Origin of the sequence: Streptomyces sp. NPDC048424, from assembly GCF_040651555.1 — a bacterium.
GTDB lineage: Bacteria > Actinomycetota > Actinomycetes > Streptomycetales > Streptomycetaceae > Streptomyces.
Genome location: NZ_JBEZKE010000004.1, coordinates 122,363 through 138,727, shown reverse-complemented (window position 1 = coordinate 138,727; position 16,365 = coordinate 122,363). Strand labels below are relative to the sequence as shown.

10 protein-coding genes are annotated in these 16,365 nt (G+C 71.8%); all 10 read left to right on the top strand.

The features are described 5' to 3' along the window. Nucleotides 1–86: 86 nt before the first annotated feature. The gene (locus AB0D29_RS07465) at nucleotides 87–1,106 is read left to right on the top strand and encodes a rod shape-determining protein (protein WP_008738981.1); all 1,020 of its coding nucleotides are present in this window, start codon (nucleotides 87–89) and stop codon (nucleotides 1,104–1,106) included. 135 nt (nucleotides 1,107–1,241) lie between these two features. Beyond that, nucleotides 1,242–2,189 carry a rod shape-determining protein MreC gene (gene mreC, locus AB0D29_RS07460; protein WP_362852609.1) on the top strand — a complete coding sequence of 316 codons (948 nt, stop codon included), beginning with the start codon at nucleotides 1,242–1,244 and terminating at the stop codon, nucleotides 2,187–2,189. Nucleotides 2,190–2,202: 13 nt separating this feature from the next. Then, entirely contained in the window at nucleotides 2,203–2,910 is a 708-nt protein-coding gene (mreD, locus tag AB0D29_RS07455) for a rod shape-determining protein MreD (RefSeq protein WP_351592434.1), read from the top strand. 13 nt (nucleotides 2,911–2,923) lie between these two features. Then, complete coding sequence (mrdA, locus tag AB0D29_RS07450; RefSeq protein ID WP_362852608.1) at nucleotides 2,924–5,104, top strand: penicillin-binding protein 2; 2,181 nt, start codon at nucleotides 2,924–2,926, stop codon at nucleotides 5,102–5,104. Between the two features lie 12 nt (nucleotides 5,105–5,116). Then, nucleotides 5,117–6,316: a rod shape-determining protein RodA gene (gene rodA, locus AB0D29_RS07445; RefSeq protein WP_362852607.1), complete on the top strand. Its 1,200-nt coding sequence runs from the start codon at nucleotides 5,117–5,119 to the stop codon at nucleotides 6,314–6,316. Between the two features lie 49 nt (nucleotides 6,317–6,365). After that, nucleotides 6,366–7,886 (top strand): CYTH and CHAD domain-containing protein, encoded by a 1,521-nt coding sequence (locus tag AB0D29_RS07440; RefSeq protein ID WP_362852606.1) that lies wholly within the window; start codon nucleotides 6,366–6,368, stop codon nucleotides 7,884–7,886. 232 nt (nucleotides 7,887–8,118) lie between these two features. Next, nucleotides 8,119–10,044 carry a TIGR03960 family B12-binding radical SAM protein gene (locus AB0D29_RS07435; protein WP_362852605.1) on the top strand — a complete coding sequence of 642 codons (1,926 nt, stop codon included), beginning with the start codon at nucleotides 8,119–8,121 and terminating at the stop codon, nucleotides 10,042–10,044. A gap of 63 nt (nucleotides 10,045–10,107) precedes the next feature. Continuing rightward, complete coding sequence (locus AB0D29_RS07430; protein ID WP_362852604.1) at nucleotides 10,108–11,193, top strand: hypothetical protein; 1,086 nt, start codon at nucleotides 10,108–10,110, stop codon at nucleotides 11,191–11,193. Between the two features lie 127 nt (nucleotides 11,194–11,320). Continuing rightward, nucleotides 11,321–12,100: a TIGR03936 family radical SAM-associated protein gene (locus AB0D29_RS07425; protein ID WP_362852603.1), complete on the top strand. Its 780-nt coding sequence runs from the start codon at nucleotides 11,321–11,323 to the stop codon at nucleotides 12,098–12,100. Nucleotides 12,101–12,335: 235 nt separating this feature from the next. Beyond that, nucleotides 12,336–16,190, top strand: coding sequence for an Rne/Rng family ribonuclease (locus tag AB0D29_RS07420; protein WP_362852602.1), 3,855 nt, complete (start codon nucleotides 12,336–12,338; stop codon nucleotides 16,188–16,190). Nucleotides 16,191–16,365 lie beyond the last annotated feature (175 nt).

Genomic DNA, 16,365 nt, shown 5'->3' with positions numbered 1-16,365 from the left:
CACCCACACACCCACCTCGCCGACCTGACAGCAGCCGCTATCAACTGGAAGGCCAGACGCTCCTCATGGGGAACAAGGGGAACAACATGTCGTTCATCGGCCGTGACATGGCGATCGACCTCGGGACCGCCAACACGCTGGTGTACGTGAGGGGCCGGGGGATCGTCCTGAACGAGCCGTCCGTGGTCGCCATCAACACGAACACCGGCGGCATTCTGGCGGTCGGCTCCGAGGCGAAGAAGATGATCGGGCGCACGCCCGGCAACATCGTCGCCGTACGACCCCTCAAGGACGGCGTCATCGCCGACTTCGAGATCACCGAGCGTATGCTCCGGTACTTCATCCTCAAGATCCACAAGCGACGTTACCTGGCACGTCCGCGCGTCGTGGTCTGTGTCCCCTCCGGCATCACCGGGGTGGAGCGACGCGCCGTCATCGAGGCGTCCACGCAGGCCGGCGCCCGTCAGGTGCACATCATCGAAGAGCCCATGGCCGCCGCCATCGGCTCGGGCCTGCCCGTCCACGAGGCCACCGGCAACATGGTCGTGGACATCGGCGGCGGCACCACTGAGGTCGCCGTCATCTCCCTCGGCGGAATCGTCACGGCGCAGTCCATCCGGGTGGCCGGCGACGAGCTCGACAACGCGATCATCCAGCACATCAAGAAGGAGTACTCGCTCCTCCTCGGTGAGCGGACGGCCGAACAGATCAAGATCACCATCGGGTCGGCGTACGACCTCGACAAGGACGAGCACACCGAGATCCGAGGACGCGACCTGGTCTCCGGCCTGCCCAAGACGGTCGTCATCTCGGCCGCCGAGGTCCGCAAGGCCATCGAGGAGCCGGTCAACGCCATCGTCGACGCGGTCAAGACCACGCTCGACAAGTGTCCGCCGGAGCTCTCCGGCGACATCATGGACCGCGGCATCGTCCTGACCGGCGGCGGCGCCCTGCTGCGCGGCCTCGACGAGCGACTGCGCCGGGAGACCGGAATGCCGATCCACATCGCCGAGGACCCGCTCGACTCCGTGGCGCTCGGCTCCGGCAAGTGCGTCGAGGAGTTCGAGGCGCTCCAGCAGGTCCTGGACGCCCAGCCCCGTCGCTGACAGACGCCCCTCCTAGCCGGAGGGGCCATGCGGAACACACAAGGATCCGCCGTACGGGTGCTACCGGGCCCGTGCGGCGGATCGTTGATATACAGGCAAAAGAGAATTCCGACGAGGAAGGCACGGCCGCCGCACGTGAGGGACACACGAGAAAGCCGGCTGCTCCTGGTGCTTCTGATCGCCATCGCGTTCGCGTTGATCACGGTGGACATCAGGGCAGGCGAGGAGTCGCCGGTCGACGGTGCCCGGCAGGCCGCGGCAGCGGTCTTCGGGCCGGTCGAGGAGGGTGTGGCGACCGCTGTCGATCCGGTCGCCAACGCCATAGGGGCGGTACGGGACTCGGGCGAGCGGCACAACCGCATCGCCACGCTGGAGCGCGAGAACGCCGCCCTGAAGGCCAAGCTGGGCAGCGACGAGCAGACCCGCAGCCGCATCCACGAGCTCGACGAGATGCTCAAGCGGGCGGGCGCCGGACAGTACGGCATCAAGGGCGCCGAGGTCATCGCGATAGGAGCGGCCCAGGGCTTCTCCTGGACCGTCACCATCGACGCCGGCAGCAAGGACGGCATCGAACGCGACATGACCGTCCTCAACGGGGACGGCCTCGTCGGCCGGGTCAGCACCGTCGGCCCGGACACCGCCACCGTCGTCCTCGCCAACGACCCCGACTTCACCGTCGGCACCCGGCTGGAGAAGACCGGCGAACTCGGCTTCGCCACCGGCCAGGGAGACCGCGCGATGTCCGTGCAGATGCTCAACGGCAAGGCCAAGATCAACCCCGGTGACCGGCTCGTCACCTTCGGCTCGCGCGGCAACAAGCCGTTCGTACCCGGCGTGCCGATCGGCGAGGTGGTCAAGGTCGACCCCTCGCGCGGAGACCTGACCCGCACCGTATGGGTCAATCCGGCCGTCGCGTTCTCGCGCCTGGACATCGTCGGCGTCGTCGTGATGCCGCCGCGCGAGGACCCGCGCGACGCCGTCCTGCCGCCCAAGCCCGAGGCCCCCAAGCCCACCCCGACGGTCACCGTCACGGTGACCCCGTCCGGGTCCGCCAGCGTCCCCGGCAAGCCGGCCGACGAGTAGGAGCAGACCGCCCATGCGCTTCAACCGGATCCTGCTCTCGGCCACGCTCGTCGTGGTCGCCCTCGTCATCCAGGTCACCGTCCTGGGCCGGCTCCAACTGCCCGGTGCCGTCCCCGACCTGCTGCTCCTCACCGTCGTCGCCCTCGCACTCGTGTACGGGCACGTCAGCGGAGCACTGATCGGCTTCGCCGCCGGTCTCCTCGCCGACCTGGCCCCGCCCGCCGACCACGCCGCCGGCCGGTACGCGCTCGTGCTGTGCGTCATCGGCTACGTCTGCGGGCTGGTCCGGCCCGACGGCGGGCGGTTCCGCTCCGCCTGGGGCCCCATGCTCACCGTCGTCGCCGCCGCGATCGGCTCCACCCTGCTTTACGCGGGCGTCGGCGCCCTCGTCGGCGACACCGCCGCCCGTCACGTGGGCCTGACCGGGCTGCTGTTCACGGCGACCCTCTACGACCTGCTGCTCGCGCCCTTCACGGTGCCGTTCATCATGGCCCTGGCCCGGCGCGCCGAGAACGACCCGATGGCCGTCGAGGCCGGCGGCGGTCCCACGAAGAAGGCCGCCGACGTCTCCGCCGGCTGGCTGGCCGGCGGTACGGGCCTGCGCATCGGCAGCCAGCGCGGCGGCCTGCGCCTGAAGACCGCGCGCTCCCGCGCCAACAAGGCCGTCCGCATAAAGGGCGTCAAGGCAGTCAAGGGTGTGAAGAGCGTCAAGAAGCTGTGAGGGAGGAGCAGGCATGACGAACGTTCCGGAGACCGGCCGCACCTCCCGGGTGCAGATCAGGCTCGTCATCATGCAGGTGCTCATCCTCTCGATGCTGGTCACCCTCGGCGGCCGGCTCTGGTTCCTGCAGATCCGCAACGGCGCGGAGTACTACCACGAAGCCAAGAGCAACCACGTGCAGCGGGTGGTCCAGCCCGCCGTGCGCGGCTCGATCCTCGACGCCCGCGGGGTACCCCTCGCCGACAACGAGACCCGGCTCGTCGTCTCCGCCAGCCGCACCGCGCTGATGAAGATGAAGGACCGGGGCAAGGGCGTCATGACCCGCCTCGCCGACGTCCTGGACATGACCCCCAAGGAGGTCATGGAGAAGGTCCGCCTCTGCGACTCCCAGACCCCCGCGCCCTGCTGGAACGGTTCCCCGTACCAGCCGATCCCGGTCACCATGGAGGCCACCACGCAGCAGGCGCTCCAGCTGCGCGAGCGCCCCGAGGACTTCCCCGGCATCACCGCGGAGCCCACGGCCGTCCGCCGCTACCCGGCCCCCGGCGGGGCCCGTACCTCGCAGGTGCTCGGCTACCTCTCGCCGGTCACCGACGACGAGATCCAGAAGGCCAAGGACACCGACTCGCCGCACCTGCGGTCCGATCAGGTCGGCCGCTCCGGCATCGAGCGCACCTATGACCGGCAGCTGCGCGGCAAGGCGGAGGTCACCTCGTACGAGGTCGACAACCTCGGCCGGGTCATGGGCCAGACCAAGTCCGACCCGGGCGTGGCCGGGGCCACCCTCATCACGAGCATCGACGCCCGGGTGCAGGCCGTCGCCGAGTTCGAGCTCCAGCAGGCGATGAAGGTCGTCCGCAACGAGACCGACAACATCACCGGCCGCAAGTACGAGGCCGACTCGGGCGCCGTCGTCGTCATGGAGGCCAAGACCGGCCGCGTCGTCGCGATGGCCTCCCAGCCCGACTACGACCCCAACGCCTGGGTCGGCGGCATCTCCGGCAAGGACTACGCCAGGCTCACCAGCAAGAGCTCCAACTACCCGCTGCTCAACCGGGCCATCCAGGGCCAGGCCCCCGCGGGCTCCATCTTCAAGGTGGTCTCGGCGAGCGCCGCCGTGCGGGCCGGCTACGACTTCGACGGCAAGTACAACTGCAGCGCCTCCTACAACATGGGCGGCCGCAGCTTCGCGAACTTCGAGTCCAAGGGGCACGGCCCCATCACCCTCGGGGACGCGCTCAAGTTCTCCTGCAACACCGTCTTCTACGCCCTCGGCCACAAGGAGTGGCAGCGCGACGGCGGCCTCAAGCCCAAGAAGAACGCCCACGACTGGTTCTACCGGACCGCCCGCGAGTTCGGACTCGGCTCCGAGACCCACATCGACCTGCCGAACGAGGTCACCGGCCGCATCCCCGACCGCAAGTGGAAGCAGACCTTCTGGGCGGCCAACAAGGACTCCTGGTGCAAGCAGGGCAAGCGGGGCGGCAGCTACGTCGAGCAGATCGCCTACGAGAGCTGCCTCGAAGGCAACCAGCTGAAGGCCTACGACAGCATCAACTTCGCCATCGGCCAGGGAGACGTCCTCGTCACCCCCATCCAGATGGCCACCGCGTACTCCGCGATCAGCAACGGCGGCACCCTCTACAACCCCACCGTCGGCAAGGCCCTGGTCAGCCCCGACGGCAAGAGCATCGAGATGATCAAGCCGCAGTCGCACGGCAGGCTGCCGGTCGACGCCAAGACCATCGGCGACCTCGACAAGGGCCTGCGCTCGGTCGCCGAGCCGGGCGGCACCGCCGCCTGGCGCTTCATGGGCTGGCCGATGGACAAGATCCCGATGCACGCCAAGACCGGCACCGCCCAGGTGTACGGCAAGCAGACGACGTCCTGGCTGGCGACCTACACCAAGGACTTCACGATCGTCATGACGATCTCCCAGGGCGGCACCGGCTCCGGAGCCTCCGGCCCCGCCGTCCGCAACCTCTACAACGCCATCTACGGTCTCGACATGGCCGGCAAGCAGGACCTGAAGAAGGCCCTGCTGCTGCAGCCCGAGGCGAACCTGCCCAAGATCCGCCCCGACGGTTCCATCGACTCCCCGGAGATCCGGCCGTACGTGCCGCCGTCCCCGGAGGAGCTGGAACCGCCCGCCCTCGCCGGGCCGCCCGCCCCGACTCCCGCACGGCACGACTGAGGACCGAAAGACATGCAGACCGCCAACAAGTTCTCCGTCTCCCGGTACGCGCCCGAGCGCGGGGCGATGGCCAAGCTCACGGCCCGCGACTCCGTGGTGCGCCGGCTCGACTGGCCGATACTCCTCTCCGCGCTCGCCCTGTCCTTCATGGGCGCCCTGCTGGTGTGGTCCGCCACCCGCAACAGGACCCAGCTGAACCAGGGGGACCCGTACTACTTCCTGGCCCGGCACGCCCTGAACACCGGCATCGGCCTCGTCCTGATGATCGGCACCGTCTGGCTCGGCCACCGCACCCTGCGCGGTGCGGTGCCGGTCCTCTACGGGCTCTCGCTGCTGCTCATCCTGGCCGTGCTCACCCCGCTCGGCGCCACCATCAACGGCGCCCACGCGTGGATCGTGATCGGCGGCGGATTCTCCCTCCAGCCCTCCGAGTTCGTGAAGATCACGATCATCCTGGTCATGGCGATGCTGCTGGCCACCCGGGTGGACGCGGGCGACCTCACCCACCCGGACCACCGCACGGTCGTCAAGGCGCTCTGCCTGGCCGCCGCCCCGATGGGCATCGTCATGCTGATGCCCGACCTCGGGTCCGTCATGGTCATGATCGTCATCGTGCTCGGCGTGCTGCTCGCCTCCGGCGCCTCCAACCGCTGGGTGCTCGGGCTCCTCGGCACCGGCGCCGGCGGCGCCATCCTGATCTGGCAGCTCGGCGTCCTCGACGAGTACCAGATCAACCGCTTCGCGGCCTTCGCCAACCCCGAGCTCGACCCGGCGGGCGTCGGCTACAACACCAACCAGGCGCGCATCGCGATCGGCTCCGGCGGGCTCACCGGCTCCGGGCTGTTCAAGGGCTCGCAGACCACCGGCCAGTTCGTGCCGGAGCAGCAGACCGACTTCGTGTTCACCGTGGCGGGGGAGGAGCTGGGCTTCCTCGGGGCCGGGCTGATCCTGTTCCTGCTGGCCGTCATCCTGTGGCGGGCCTGCATGATCGCCCGGGAGACCACCGAGCTGTACGGGACGATCGTGTGCGCCGGGATCATCGCCTGGTTCGCCTTCCAGTCCTTCGAGAACATCGGGATGACCCTCGGGATCATGCCGGTGGCCGGACTGCCCCTGCCGTTCGTCTCGTACGGAGGCTCGTCGATGTTCGCCGTGTGGGTGGCGATCGGACTGCTGCAATCGATCAAGGTGCAGCGGCCATTGTCAGCCTGATCTCCTGTTCACCCTGCCGCCGTGATCCGTTCAGGACTAAGTTCGGTCTATGGCGGACACCAAGCGCGAAATCGAGCGTAAATTCGAGTTCTCCAAGGCCAAATCTGCCCGGCGCGGGCTGCCGGACCTGACGGGCACGGCCGCGATCGCGGCCGTCTCCGACCAGGGCACCGTCGACCTCGACGCCGTCTACTACGACACCCCCGACCAACGGCTGGCCGCCGACGGTCTCACCCTGCGGCGCAGAACGGGCGGCGCGGACGCGGGCTGGCACCTCAAACTGCCCGTCTCTCCCGGAGTGCGGGACGAGGTCACGGCCGCGCTCAGTGACACCGTCCCGCCCGCCCTCGCCGCCCTCGTCCGCTCCCGGGTGCGCGGCGCCGGACTCCAGCCGCAGGTCAGGCTGGTCTCCTCGCGCCGCGTCAGCCACCTGCTCGACGCCGACGGAGCCCTCCTCGCGGAGCTGAGCACCGACGAGGTCCTCGCCGAGCGGGGCCAGGCCAGCGCCTCCTGGACCGAGGTCGAGGTGGAACTCGCCGACGGGGTGGACCCCGAACTGCTCGACGCCGTCGAGAAGGCCTTCCGCAAGGCCGGGCTCCGGGTCTCCGACGCCCCCTCGAAGCTCGCCCGGGCCCTCGTGGAGACCGACGCCGCGCCCCCGGCCCGGCCCGAGGGCGGCGGCCCCGAGGGCACGGCGGGCGCGTACGTGCTGGCGTACCTGCGGGACCAGCGCGACGCCCTGATCGCGCAGGACCCGGCCGTGCGGCGGGGCCTGCCGGACTCCGTCCACCAGATGCGGGTCGCCACCCGGCGGCTGCGCAGCGCCTTCAAGACGTACCGCAAGGTGCTGGACCGGGCGGCCACCGACCCGATCGGCGAGGAGCTGCGCTGGCTGGCCGCCGAACTCGGCGTCGACCGCGACCAGGAGGTGCTGCTGGAGCGGATCCAGACCCGGCTCGGCGAGCTGCCGCGCACCCTGGTGATCGGCCCGGTCCGCAGCCGGCTGCGGGTGTGGAACGCCACCCGGCGCTCCGCGTCGCGGCGCCGGGCCGTGGCCGTCCTCGACAGCGAGCGGTACGTCTCCCTCCTGGACTCCCTCGACGCCGTGCTGGAGGCGCCGCCGCTGCTCAAGGGCGCCGAGGCGCAGCCGCGGGCGGTCCTGCCGAAGGCGGTGCTCGGCGACTACGCGCGCCTCGCCGTCCGGGTCGAGGGCGCGCTCTCGCTGCCGGAGGGCGAGGAACGGGACCTGGCCCTGCACGACGCCCGCAAGGCGGCCAAGCGCCTGCGGTACGCGGCGGAGTCGGCCGTGCCCGCGCTCGGCAAGCCGGCGAAACGCCTGGCCAAGGCGGGGAAGAAGGTCCAGACCCTGCTCGGCGACCACCAGGACAGCGTGGTGGCCCGCGAGGCCCTGCGCGGCCTCGCGGTCCAGGCGGCGGGCGCGGGCGAGTCCGCCTTCACCTGGGGCGTCCTGTACGCCCGCGAGGAGGCCCTGGCCGAGCGGCGCGAACGGGAACTTCCGGACATCTGGGCAAAGGCCGCGGACCCCGCGAAGCGGGCGGCGCTGAGCTGATCATGTGGGTGGGCCCTTTCGGATCGGGCCGGTTAAGCCCGCGTCGTCTGGCGCCGTGCATCGCAAGGCGGAGGGGCGCCCGTGTACTGGACGTACTTGGGTGCCCCGACAACGCGGCGAGGTGCGGTGCCAGGCGGCGCGGGTCAGGCCTGATCCGAAAGGGACGGCCCAGGGGCGGCTGGGGGGCGAGGTACGCTTGAGAGCTGCCCCCTGCCCGCTTCACGAAAGTCGCGTGATGACCGAGTCGGTCTTCCCTCAGCTTGAGGCCCTGCTTCCGCATGTGCAGAAGCCCATCCAGTACGTCGGCGGTGAACTCAACTCCACGGTGAAGGAGTGGGAGAGCTGCGACGTCCGCTGGGCGCTCATGTACCCGGACGCGTACGAAGTCGGGCTGCCCAACCAGGGCGTCATGATCCTGTACGAGGTGCTGAACGAGCGCGAGGGCGTCCTCGCCGAGCGCACGTACAGCGTGTGGCCCGACCTCGAAGAGCTGATGCGCGAGCACAATGTGCCGCAGTTCACCGTGGACAGCCACCGGCCGGTCTCCGCCTTCGACGTGTTCGGCCTGTCCTTCTCCACGGAGCTGGGCTACACCAACATGCTCACGGCGCTGGACCTCGCGGGCATCCCGCTGGAGGCCCGCAACCGTACGGTCGACCACCCGATCGTCCTCGCGGGCGGCCACGCGGCCTTCAACCCCGAGCCGATCGCGGAGTTCATCGACTGCGCGGTCATCGGCGACGGCGAGCAGGCCGTCCTCGACATGACCGAGATCATCCGCACCTGGAAGGCCGAGGGGCGGCCGGGCGGGCGCGAGGAAGTCCTGCTCCGCCTGGCGAAGACCGGCAACGTCTACGTGCCGGGCTTCTACGACGTGGAGTACCTGCCGGACGGCCGCATCGGCCGTGTCGTGCCCAACCGCTCCGGCGTGCCGTGGCGCGTGTCGAAGCACACGGTCATGGACCTCGACGAGTGGCCCTACCCCAAGCAGCCGCTGGTCCCGCTCGCCGAGACCGTCCACGAGCGGATGTCGGTGGAGATCTTCCGCGGCTGCACCCGCGGCTGCCGTTTCTGCCAGGCCGGCATGATCACGCGCCCCGTGCGGGAGCGAAGCATCACCGGCATCGGCGAGATGGTGGAGAAGGGTCTGAAGGCCACGGGCTTCGAGGAGGTGGGTCTCCTCTCCCTGTCCTCCGCGGACCACACGGAGATCGCCGACATCGCCAAGGGCCTCGCGGACCGCTACACGGACGACAAGGTGGGCCTGTCCCTGCCGTCGACCCGCGTGGACGCCTTCAACGTGGACCTGGCCAACGAGCTGACCCGCAACGGGCGCCGCTCCGGTCTGACCTTCGCCCCCGAGGGCGGCTCCGAGCGCATGCGCAAGGTCATCAACAAGATGGTCTCGGAAGAGGACCTGATCCGCACGGTCTCCACCGCGTACGGCAACGGCTGGCGCCAGGTGAAGCTGTACTTCATGTGCGGCCTGCCCACCGAGACCGACGAGGACGTCCTGCAGATCGGCGACATGGCGGTCAACGTCATCGCCAAGGGCCGCGAGGTCTCCGGTCAGAACGACATCCGCTGCACGGTCTCCATCGGCGGGTTCGTGCCGAAGCCGCACACCCCGTTCCAGTGGGCGCCGCAGCTGTCGGCCGAGGAGACGGACGCCCGCCTGGGCAAGCTCCGCGACAAGATCCGCGGCGACAAGAAGTACGGCCGCTCCATCGGCTTCCGCTACCACGACGGCAAGCCGGGCATCGTCGAGGGCCTCCTGTCCCGCGGTGACCGCCGCATCGGCGACGTCATCCGTGCCGTGTACGAGTCGGGCGGCCGCTTCGACGGCTGGCGCGAGCACTTCTCGTACGACCGCTGGATGGAGGCCGCGGAGAAGACGCTGCCGGCCTACGGCGTGGACGTCGCCTGGTACACGACGCGCGAGCGCACCTACGAGGAGGTCCTGCCCTGGGACCACCTGGACTCCGGTCTCGACAAGGACTGGCTCTGGGAGGACTGGCAGGACGCCCTCGACGAGACCGAGGTCGACGACTGCCGCTGGACCCCCTGCTTCGACTGTGGCGTGTGCCCGCAGATGCAGACCGAGATCCAGATCGGTCCGACGGGCAAGAAGCTGCTGCCGCTGTCGGTCGTGAAGTAACCCTTGGGTCACGAGAGGCCCCCGCCCGCAACGGGTGGGGGCCTCTGTCGTGTCCTTGACTGCATGGAACTGGACGAACGGCCTCCCGGCGGCGGTGGCGACGGATGCCTGGTGGGAGTCATCAGGATCCCCGTCAAGATCGTCGCCGTACTCGTCGTACTGCCCGTACGAGTGGTCTGGGAGCTGCTCGTCGCCCTGGGCCGGGCCGCGCACCGGCACGTCCTCGGGCCGCTGTACGTCCACGTCGTCGAGCCGGCGCTCCGGATGCTCGGCCGGGTGCTGGCCACCCTGCTCAAGCTGGTCTTCGTCTGGCCGTGGGTCGGACTGTGGCGGTACGTGCTCGCCCCGGTGGGGCGGGGTCTGGCCTGGCTGGGCCGCGGCGCGTACGCGCACCTGCTCGCACCGGCCGGGCGGATCCTGACCGGCTACGTGTTCCGACCGCTCTGGGCAGCCCTGACCTGGGCCGGCCGGGGCGGGCTGCGGTACCTGCTCGCCCCGCTCGGCAAGGGGGTGGCCTGGGTCGTGTGGGCGCTGGCCATGGTGCTCTTCGTGTGGCCGTGGGTCGGCTTGTGGCGGTACGTGCTCGCGCCCGTCGGCCGCGGCCTCGCCCGGCTGGCCGAGGCGGCCTACCGGTACGTTCTCACCCCGCTCGGACACGGCCTCGCGTGGCTGGCCGCCGCGGTGTACCACTACCTGCTGCGGCCCGTCGGGCTGGGCCTCGTATGGCTGGTGGTGGCGGTGTACCGGTACCTGCTGCGGCCCTTCGGGCTCGGCCTCGCCTGGCTGGCGGTCGCGCTGTACCGGTACGTGCTCACCCCGCTCGGGCAGGTGCTCCTCTGGGCCTGGCACGTGGCCGGGAGGATCGCCGGAGCGCTGTGGCGCGGGCTCAAGTGGGTCGGCTGGGTCCTGGTCGGCTGGCCCGCGTCCCGGGTGTACCGGTACGTGCTGACCCCCGCCGGCCACGCCGTCCGCGAGGTCTGGCGCACCGGCCGCGCCGCGGTCCGGGAGGCACGGGCGGCGGTGCGCAAGGCGCTGTTCGGTACTCCTCCCGTGGAACCGGCGAGGTCACGGGCGCGTACTCTGGGTAGTACGACAGCCGCAGGCAACACGCCCGCTCCCGAGATCTCCCTCCACGAACGGCAGGGGTGAGCCGGAGGCAGGGCGGCGCCGGCCGGTCCCACAGACGCTCAGGGCGACGCGCGAGCCGCGGAGCCCCGCACAAGGAGAAGAACCACTGGGCAAGCGACAGCCCGAAGGCCCGCCTCCCGCACCGGTGGTGCAGCGCATTCGACTGCGCTACACCAAGCGCGGCCGCCTCCGGTTCACCAGCCACCGAGACTTCCAGCGCGCCTTCGAGCGGGCCCTGCGCCGCGCCGAGGTGCCGATGGCGTACTCGGCGGGCTTCACCCCCCACCCGCGCGTCTCGTACGCGAACGCCGCTCCCACCGGGACCGGCAGCGAGGCCGAATACCTGGAGATCGCCCTCGCCGAGCCCCGCGACCCCGAGAAGCTCCGCGAGCTGCTCGACGAGTCGATGCCGACCGGGCTCGACATCATCGACGCCGTCGAGGCCCGCACCTCGGGCCTCGCCGACCGGCTGACCGCCTCCGTGTGGGAGCTGCGCCTGGACGGCGTGGAGCTCGCCGAGGCCGAGCGGGCCGTGACGGCCTTCCTCGCCGCCGAGACCGTGGAGGTGCAGCGCCGTACCAAGAACGGGATGCGGACCTTCGACACGCGTGGCGCGGTCGTCAGCCTGGAAGCCCTTCCTGCCCCGGCTGATAGGCCGCTGGACAATGCCTGTGCGATACTGCGGCTGGTTGTTCGGCATCTGACACCTGCCGTGCGACCCGACGACGTCCTGTCCGGTCTCCGAGCTGTGGCCGACCTGGCGCCGCCGGTCCCCTCAGCGGTGACCAGGCTGGCGCAGGGGCTCTTCGACGAGGAGTCCGGCACGGTGACCGACCCGCTCGCGCCCGACCGCGAGGCTGATACGGCCGCTCTACCCACGGCCGCCGTAGCCGCCGACGCGAAGGCGCCGGAAGGTCCCGCCGCGTAGGGATCGTCGTCGTCGCGCAGCCCTGGTACTCGGGAGCCACCTGGGTCGGGCCGCGCACTGACCTGAAGACTTCCGCCAGGCCGTACGGACAACACGTACGGAACCGGCGGCCATGGACTACAGCTCCCGTGTGGCGAACGCGCCCCGGAGGCCGGTTCCGCGCTCATTACGCGGAGCCGAGCCGGACCGGAAGTCAGCCGCGGCGCCCGGGAGCGTGACGGGAGAACCGCCCGCAATGCTCAACAACGAAAACGACACCACCGCAGGTAACGCCGACAGCGGCAGCCCCAGCGACAACCTGCCCCCGCGCAGGCGTCGCCGCGCCGCTTCCCGGCCCGCCGGCCCGCCCGGTGGGGCCACCGCAGAGGTGACCCCGGTGACGGAGGCCGCTGCGGCCGCCCCCGCCGAGGAGGCCGCTCCGGCCACCGCCCCCGCACGTACCCGCCGCCGCGCGACCCGCGCCGTGGCCGCCCCCGAGACGCCGGCCGAGGCCGTCGTCGCCCCGGCCCCCGCCGCCGCGGCTCCCGCTGCCGCCGCCGAGGAGCCCGCCGCTCCCGCCCCGCGTGCCCGTCGCCGTGCCACTCGCGCCGTGACCGCTCCGGAGGCTCCGGCCGTCGAGGCGCCCGTGGTCGAGGCCGCGCCCGTGGTGGAGGAGGCCCCGGCCGCTCCCGCTCCGCGTGCCCGTCGCCGCGCCACCCGCGCCGTGGCCGCCCCGGCCGCCGAGGCCGCCGCCGTCGTCGAGGCGCCCGTGGTCGAGGCCGCGCCCGTGGTGGAGGAGGAGGCCCCGGCCGCTCCCGCTCCGCGCGCCCGTCGCCGTGCCACCCGCGCCGTGACCGCCCCGGCCGCTCCCGCCGCCGAGGCCGCCGCCGTCGAGACCCCGGCCGCCGAGGCCGAACCGGTCGTGGAGGAGGCCCCCAAGGCCACCACCCGCACCTTCACCGTGGCCGACGCCCTGGACTCCCCGAAGCGCGGCGGCCGCCGCCGCGCCACCCGCTCCACCACCGCCCCGGCCGCCCCCGCGCAGCCCGCCGCCGAGGCCGAGGCGCCCGCCGCCCCGGCCCGCGCCCGCCGCGCCGCGCGCCCCGCCGTGGCCGTCTTCCAGGCCCCGGTCTTCGCCGAGCCGATGTTCCAGACCCCCGAGACGGCCGCCATGGCCGCCGCGGCCGCCCGCGCCGCAGCCCCGGCCGACGAGGTCGAGGAGGAGGAGCTCGAGGCCGAGGCCGAGGTCGTCCAGACCCCCGCCCCGCAGCCCGCAGGCCGCCGCCGTCGCCGTGGGCGCGGCGCCGCCGAGTCCGCTCCGGCCGCCGAGTCCGCGCCGGTCTCCCTCCCCGAGGTGCTCGCCGAGGAGGAGCCCGAGGCCGAGCTCGAAGAGGAGTCCGCCGAGTTCGACGAGGGCGACGAGTCGGGCGAGCGCCCGTCGCGCCGCCGCCGTCGCGGTGGCCGTCGCCGCCGCCGCGGTGAGGCCGCCGACCTCGACGAGTCCGCCGAGGAGGAGCCCGAGGCAGAGGCCGAGGCCACCGAGCAGGAGGCCGAGGACGAGGAGGACGACGAGACCGAGGAGGCCCTCGGCTCCAGCTCCAGCCGCCGTCGCCGCCGTCGCCGTCGCCGCAGTGGCGACACCGCCGCCGAGGCCGCCGAAGCGGGCGAGGACGACGGTGTGCGCACCGTCGTCAAGGTCCGCGAGCCGCGCCCGGCCCGCGAGAAGGCCGAGCCGTCCGACGAGGTCCAGTCCATCAAGGGCTCGACCCGCCTGGAGGCGAAGAAGCAGCGCCGCCGCGAGGGCCGCGAGCAGGGCCGCCGCCGCGTCCCGATCATCACCGAGGCCGAGTTCCTGGCCCGCCGTGAGGCCGTCGAGCGCGTCATGGTCGTCCGCCAGGCCGGCGAGCGCACCCAGATCGGCGTCCTCGAGGACAACGTGCTCGTCGAGCACTACGTCAACAAGGAAGAAGCCACCTCGTACGTCGGCAACGTCTATCTGGGCAAGGTCCAGAACGTGCTGCCGTCGATGGAGGCCGCCTTCATCGACATCGGCAAGGGCCGCAACGCCGTCCTGTACGCCGGTGAGGTCAACTTCGAGGCGCTCGGCATGGCCAACGGGCCGCGCCGCATCGAGTCCGCCCTCAAGTCCGGCCAGTCGGTCCTGGTGCAGGTCACCAAGGACCCGATCGGCCACAAGGGCGCCCGCCTGACCAGCCAGGTCTCGCTGCCCGGCCGCTACCTGGTCTACGTGCCCGAGGGCTCGATGACCGGCATCAGCCGCAAGCTGCCCGACACCGAGCGCGCGCGTCTGAAGACCATCCTCAAGAAGATCGTCCCCGAGGACGCGGGCGTCATCGTGCGCACCGCCGCCGAGGGCGCGAGCGAGGACGAGCTGCGCCGCGACGTCGAGCGCCTGCAGGCCCAGTGGGAGGACATCCAGAAGAAGTCGAAGCAGATCTCGACCTCTTCGCCGAGCCTGCTGTACGGCGAGCCGGACATGACCGTCCGCGTCGTGCGCGACATCTTCAACGAGGACTTCTCGAAGGTCATCGTCAGCGGTGACGGCGCGTGGGAGACCATCCACGGCTACGTGAACCACGTGGCCCCGGACCTGGCCGACAGGCTGTCGCGCTGGACCTCCGAGGTCGACGTCTTCGCGACGTACCGGATCGACGAGCAGCTCGCCAAGGCGCTCGACCGCAAGGTGTGGCTGCCCTCGGGCGGCTCGCTTGTGATCGACAAGACCGAGGCGATGATCGTCATCGACGTCAACACCGGCAAGTTCACCGGTCAGGGCGGCAACCTCGAGGAGACCGTCACCAGGAACAACCTGGAGGCGGCCGAGGAGATCGTGCGCCAGCTGCGGCTGCGCGACCTGGGCGGCATCGTCGTCATCGACTTCATCGACATGGTCCTGGAGTCCAACCGCGACCTGGTCCTGCGCCGGATGCTGGAGTGCCTGGGCCGCGACCGTACGAAGCACCAGGTGGCCGAGGTCACCTCGCTGGGCCTGGTCCAGATGACCCGCAAGCGGGTGGGCCAGGGTCTGCTGGAGTCCTTCTCCGAGACCTGTGTCCACTGCAACGGCCGCGGTGTCATCGTCCACATGGAGACGCCGACCGCGATCGGCGGCGGTGGCAACGGCAAGCGCTCGAAGCGCCGCGGTGGCCGTGGCGAGTTCGACCAGCACGACCACGAGGTCGAGACGGTCGAGGCGGTCGAGACGGACTTCGAGTCCGAGGCGGAGGTGGCCGCCGAGGCCGCCGCTCCGCGGGCGCTGCCCGAGCCGGAGTTCGTCGCGGACGAGGAGCTCTACAGCAGCCCGGCCGAGGCCGAGGCCGCGGCGGGTCTGAGCAGCCGTCGCAACCGGCGCCGCGCAACCCGCAAGGCGACCGCTCCGGCGGGCGCCCCGCGCGGTGCTGCCGCTCCGGCGCAGGCCCCGGCCCCCGTGGCGGAGGCGGAGCCGGTGACCGAGGCGGCCGACACGGTGCTGGTGCCCGAGCCCGAGCCCGTCGTCGAGGCCGTGGCCGAGCCCGTGGCCGAGGTCGTCGCGGAGCCGGTGGCGGAGGAGGCCCCCAAGGGCCGTACCCGTCGCCGTGCGACCCGTAAGGCCACCGCCCCGGCGGGTGCCCCGGCCGCTGCGGCCGAGGTGGCCCCGGAGCCGGAGCCCGTCGTGGTGCCGGAGCCCGAGCCGGTCGTCGAGCCCGAGCCCGTGGCCGTGGTCGAGGAGGCCCCCGTGGCGGAGGCCGCACCGGCCCGTCCGCGCCGGCGTGCCACCCGTAAGGCCACCGCACCCGCCGGGTCCCCGGCAGGCGCGGCGGAGGCCGCCGTGGTGGTCGTCGAGGCCCCGGTGACCGAGGCCCCGGCTCCCTCCGAGGAGGCCGCACCGGCCGAGGAGGCCGCGCCGGCGAAGAAGGCCGCCAAGAAGGCTCCGGCCAAGAAGGCGACCACGGCGAAGAAGGCCCCGGCCAAGAAGGCGGCGGCCGCCAAGAAGACCGTGACCAAGAAGGCGGCCACGACCAAGAAGACCGCGGCGAAGCGGGCGACGAAGAAGACCGCGGCGGCGGAGCAGCAGGCTGCCCCGTCCGTCTCGGCTCCGACCGAAGCCTGATCCGCTCATGACCGTGGGCCCCGCCGAGCGGCGGGGCCCACGGTCGTGCGGGGCCCGGTTTGACCCTCCGGAACCGGCCCCGTAACCTAGACCGTCGGCGTGTCTTGGACGAATCCGTCCAGTGTGCGCCGCGCTCCTGAGCACCTTCCTCCCGTACCGCACGCGCGAGCGTCGT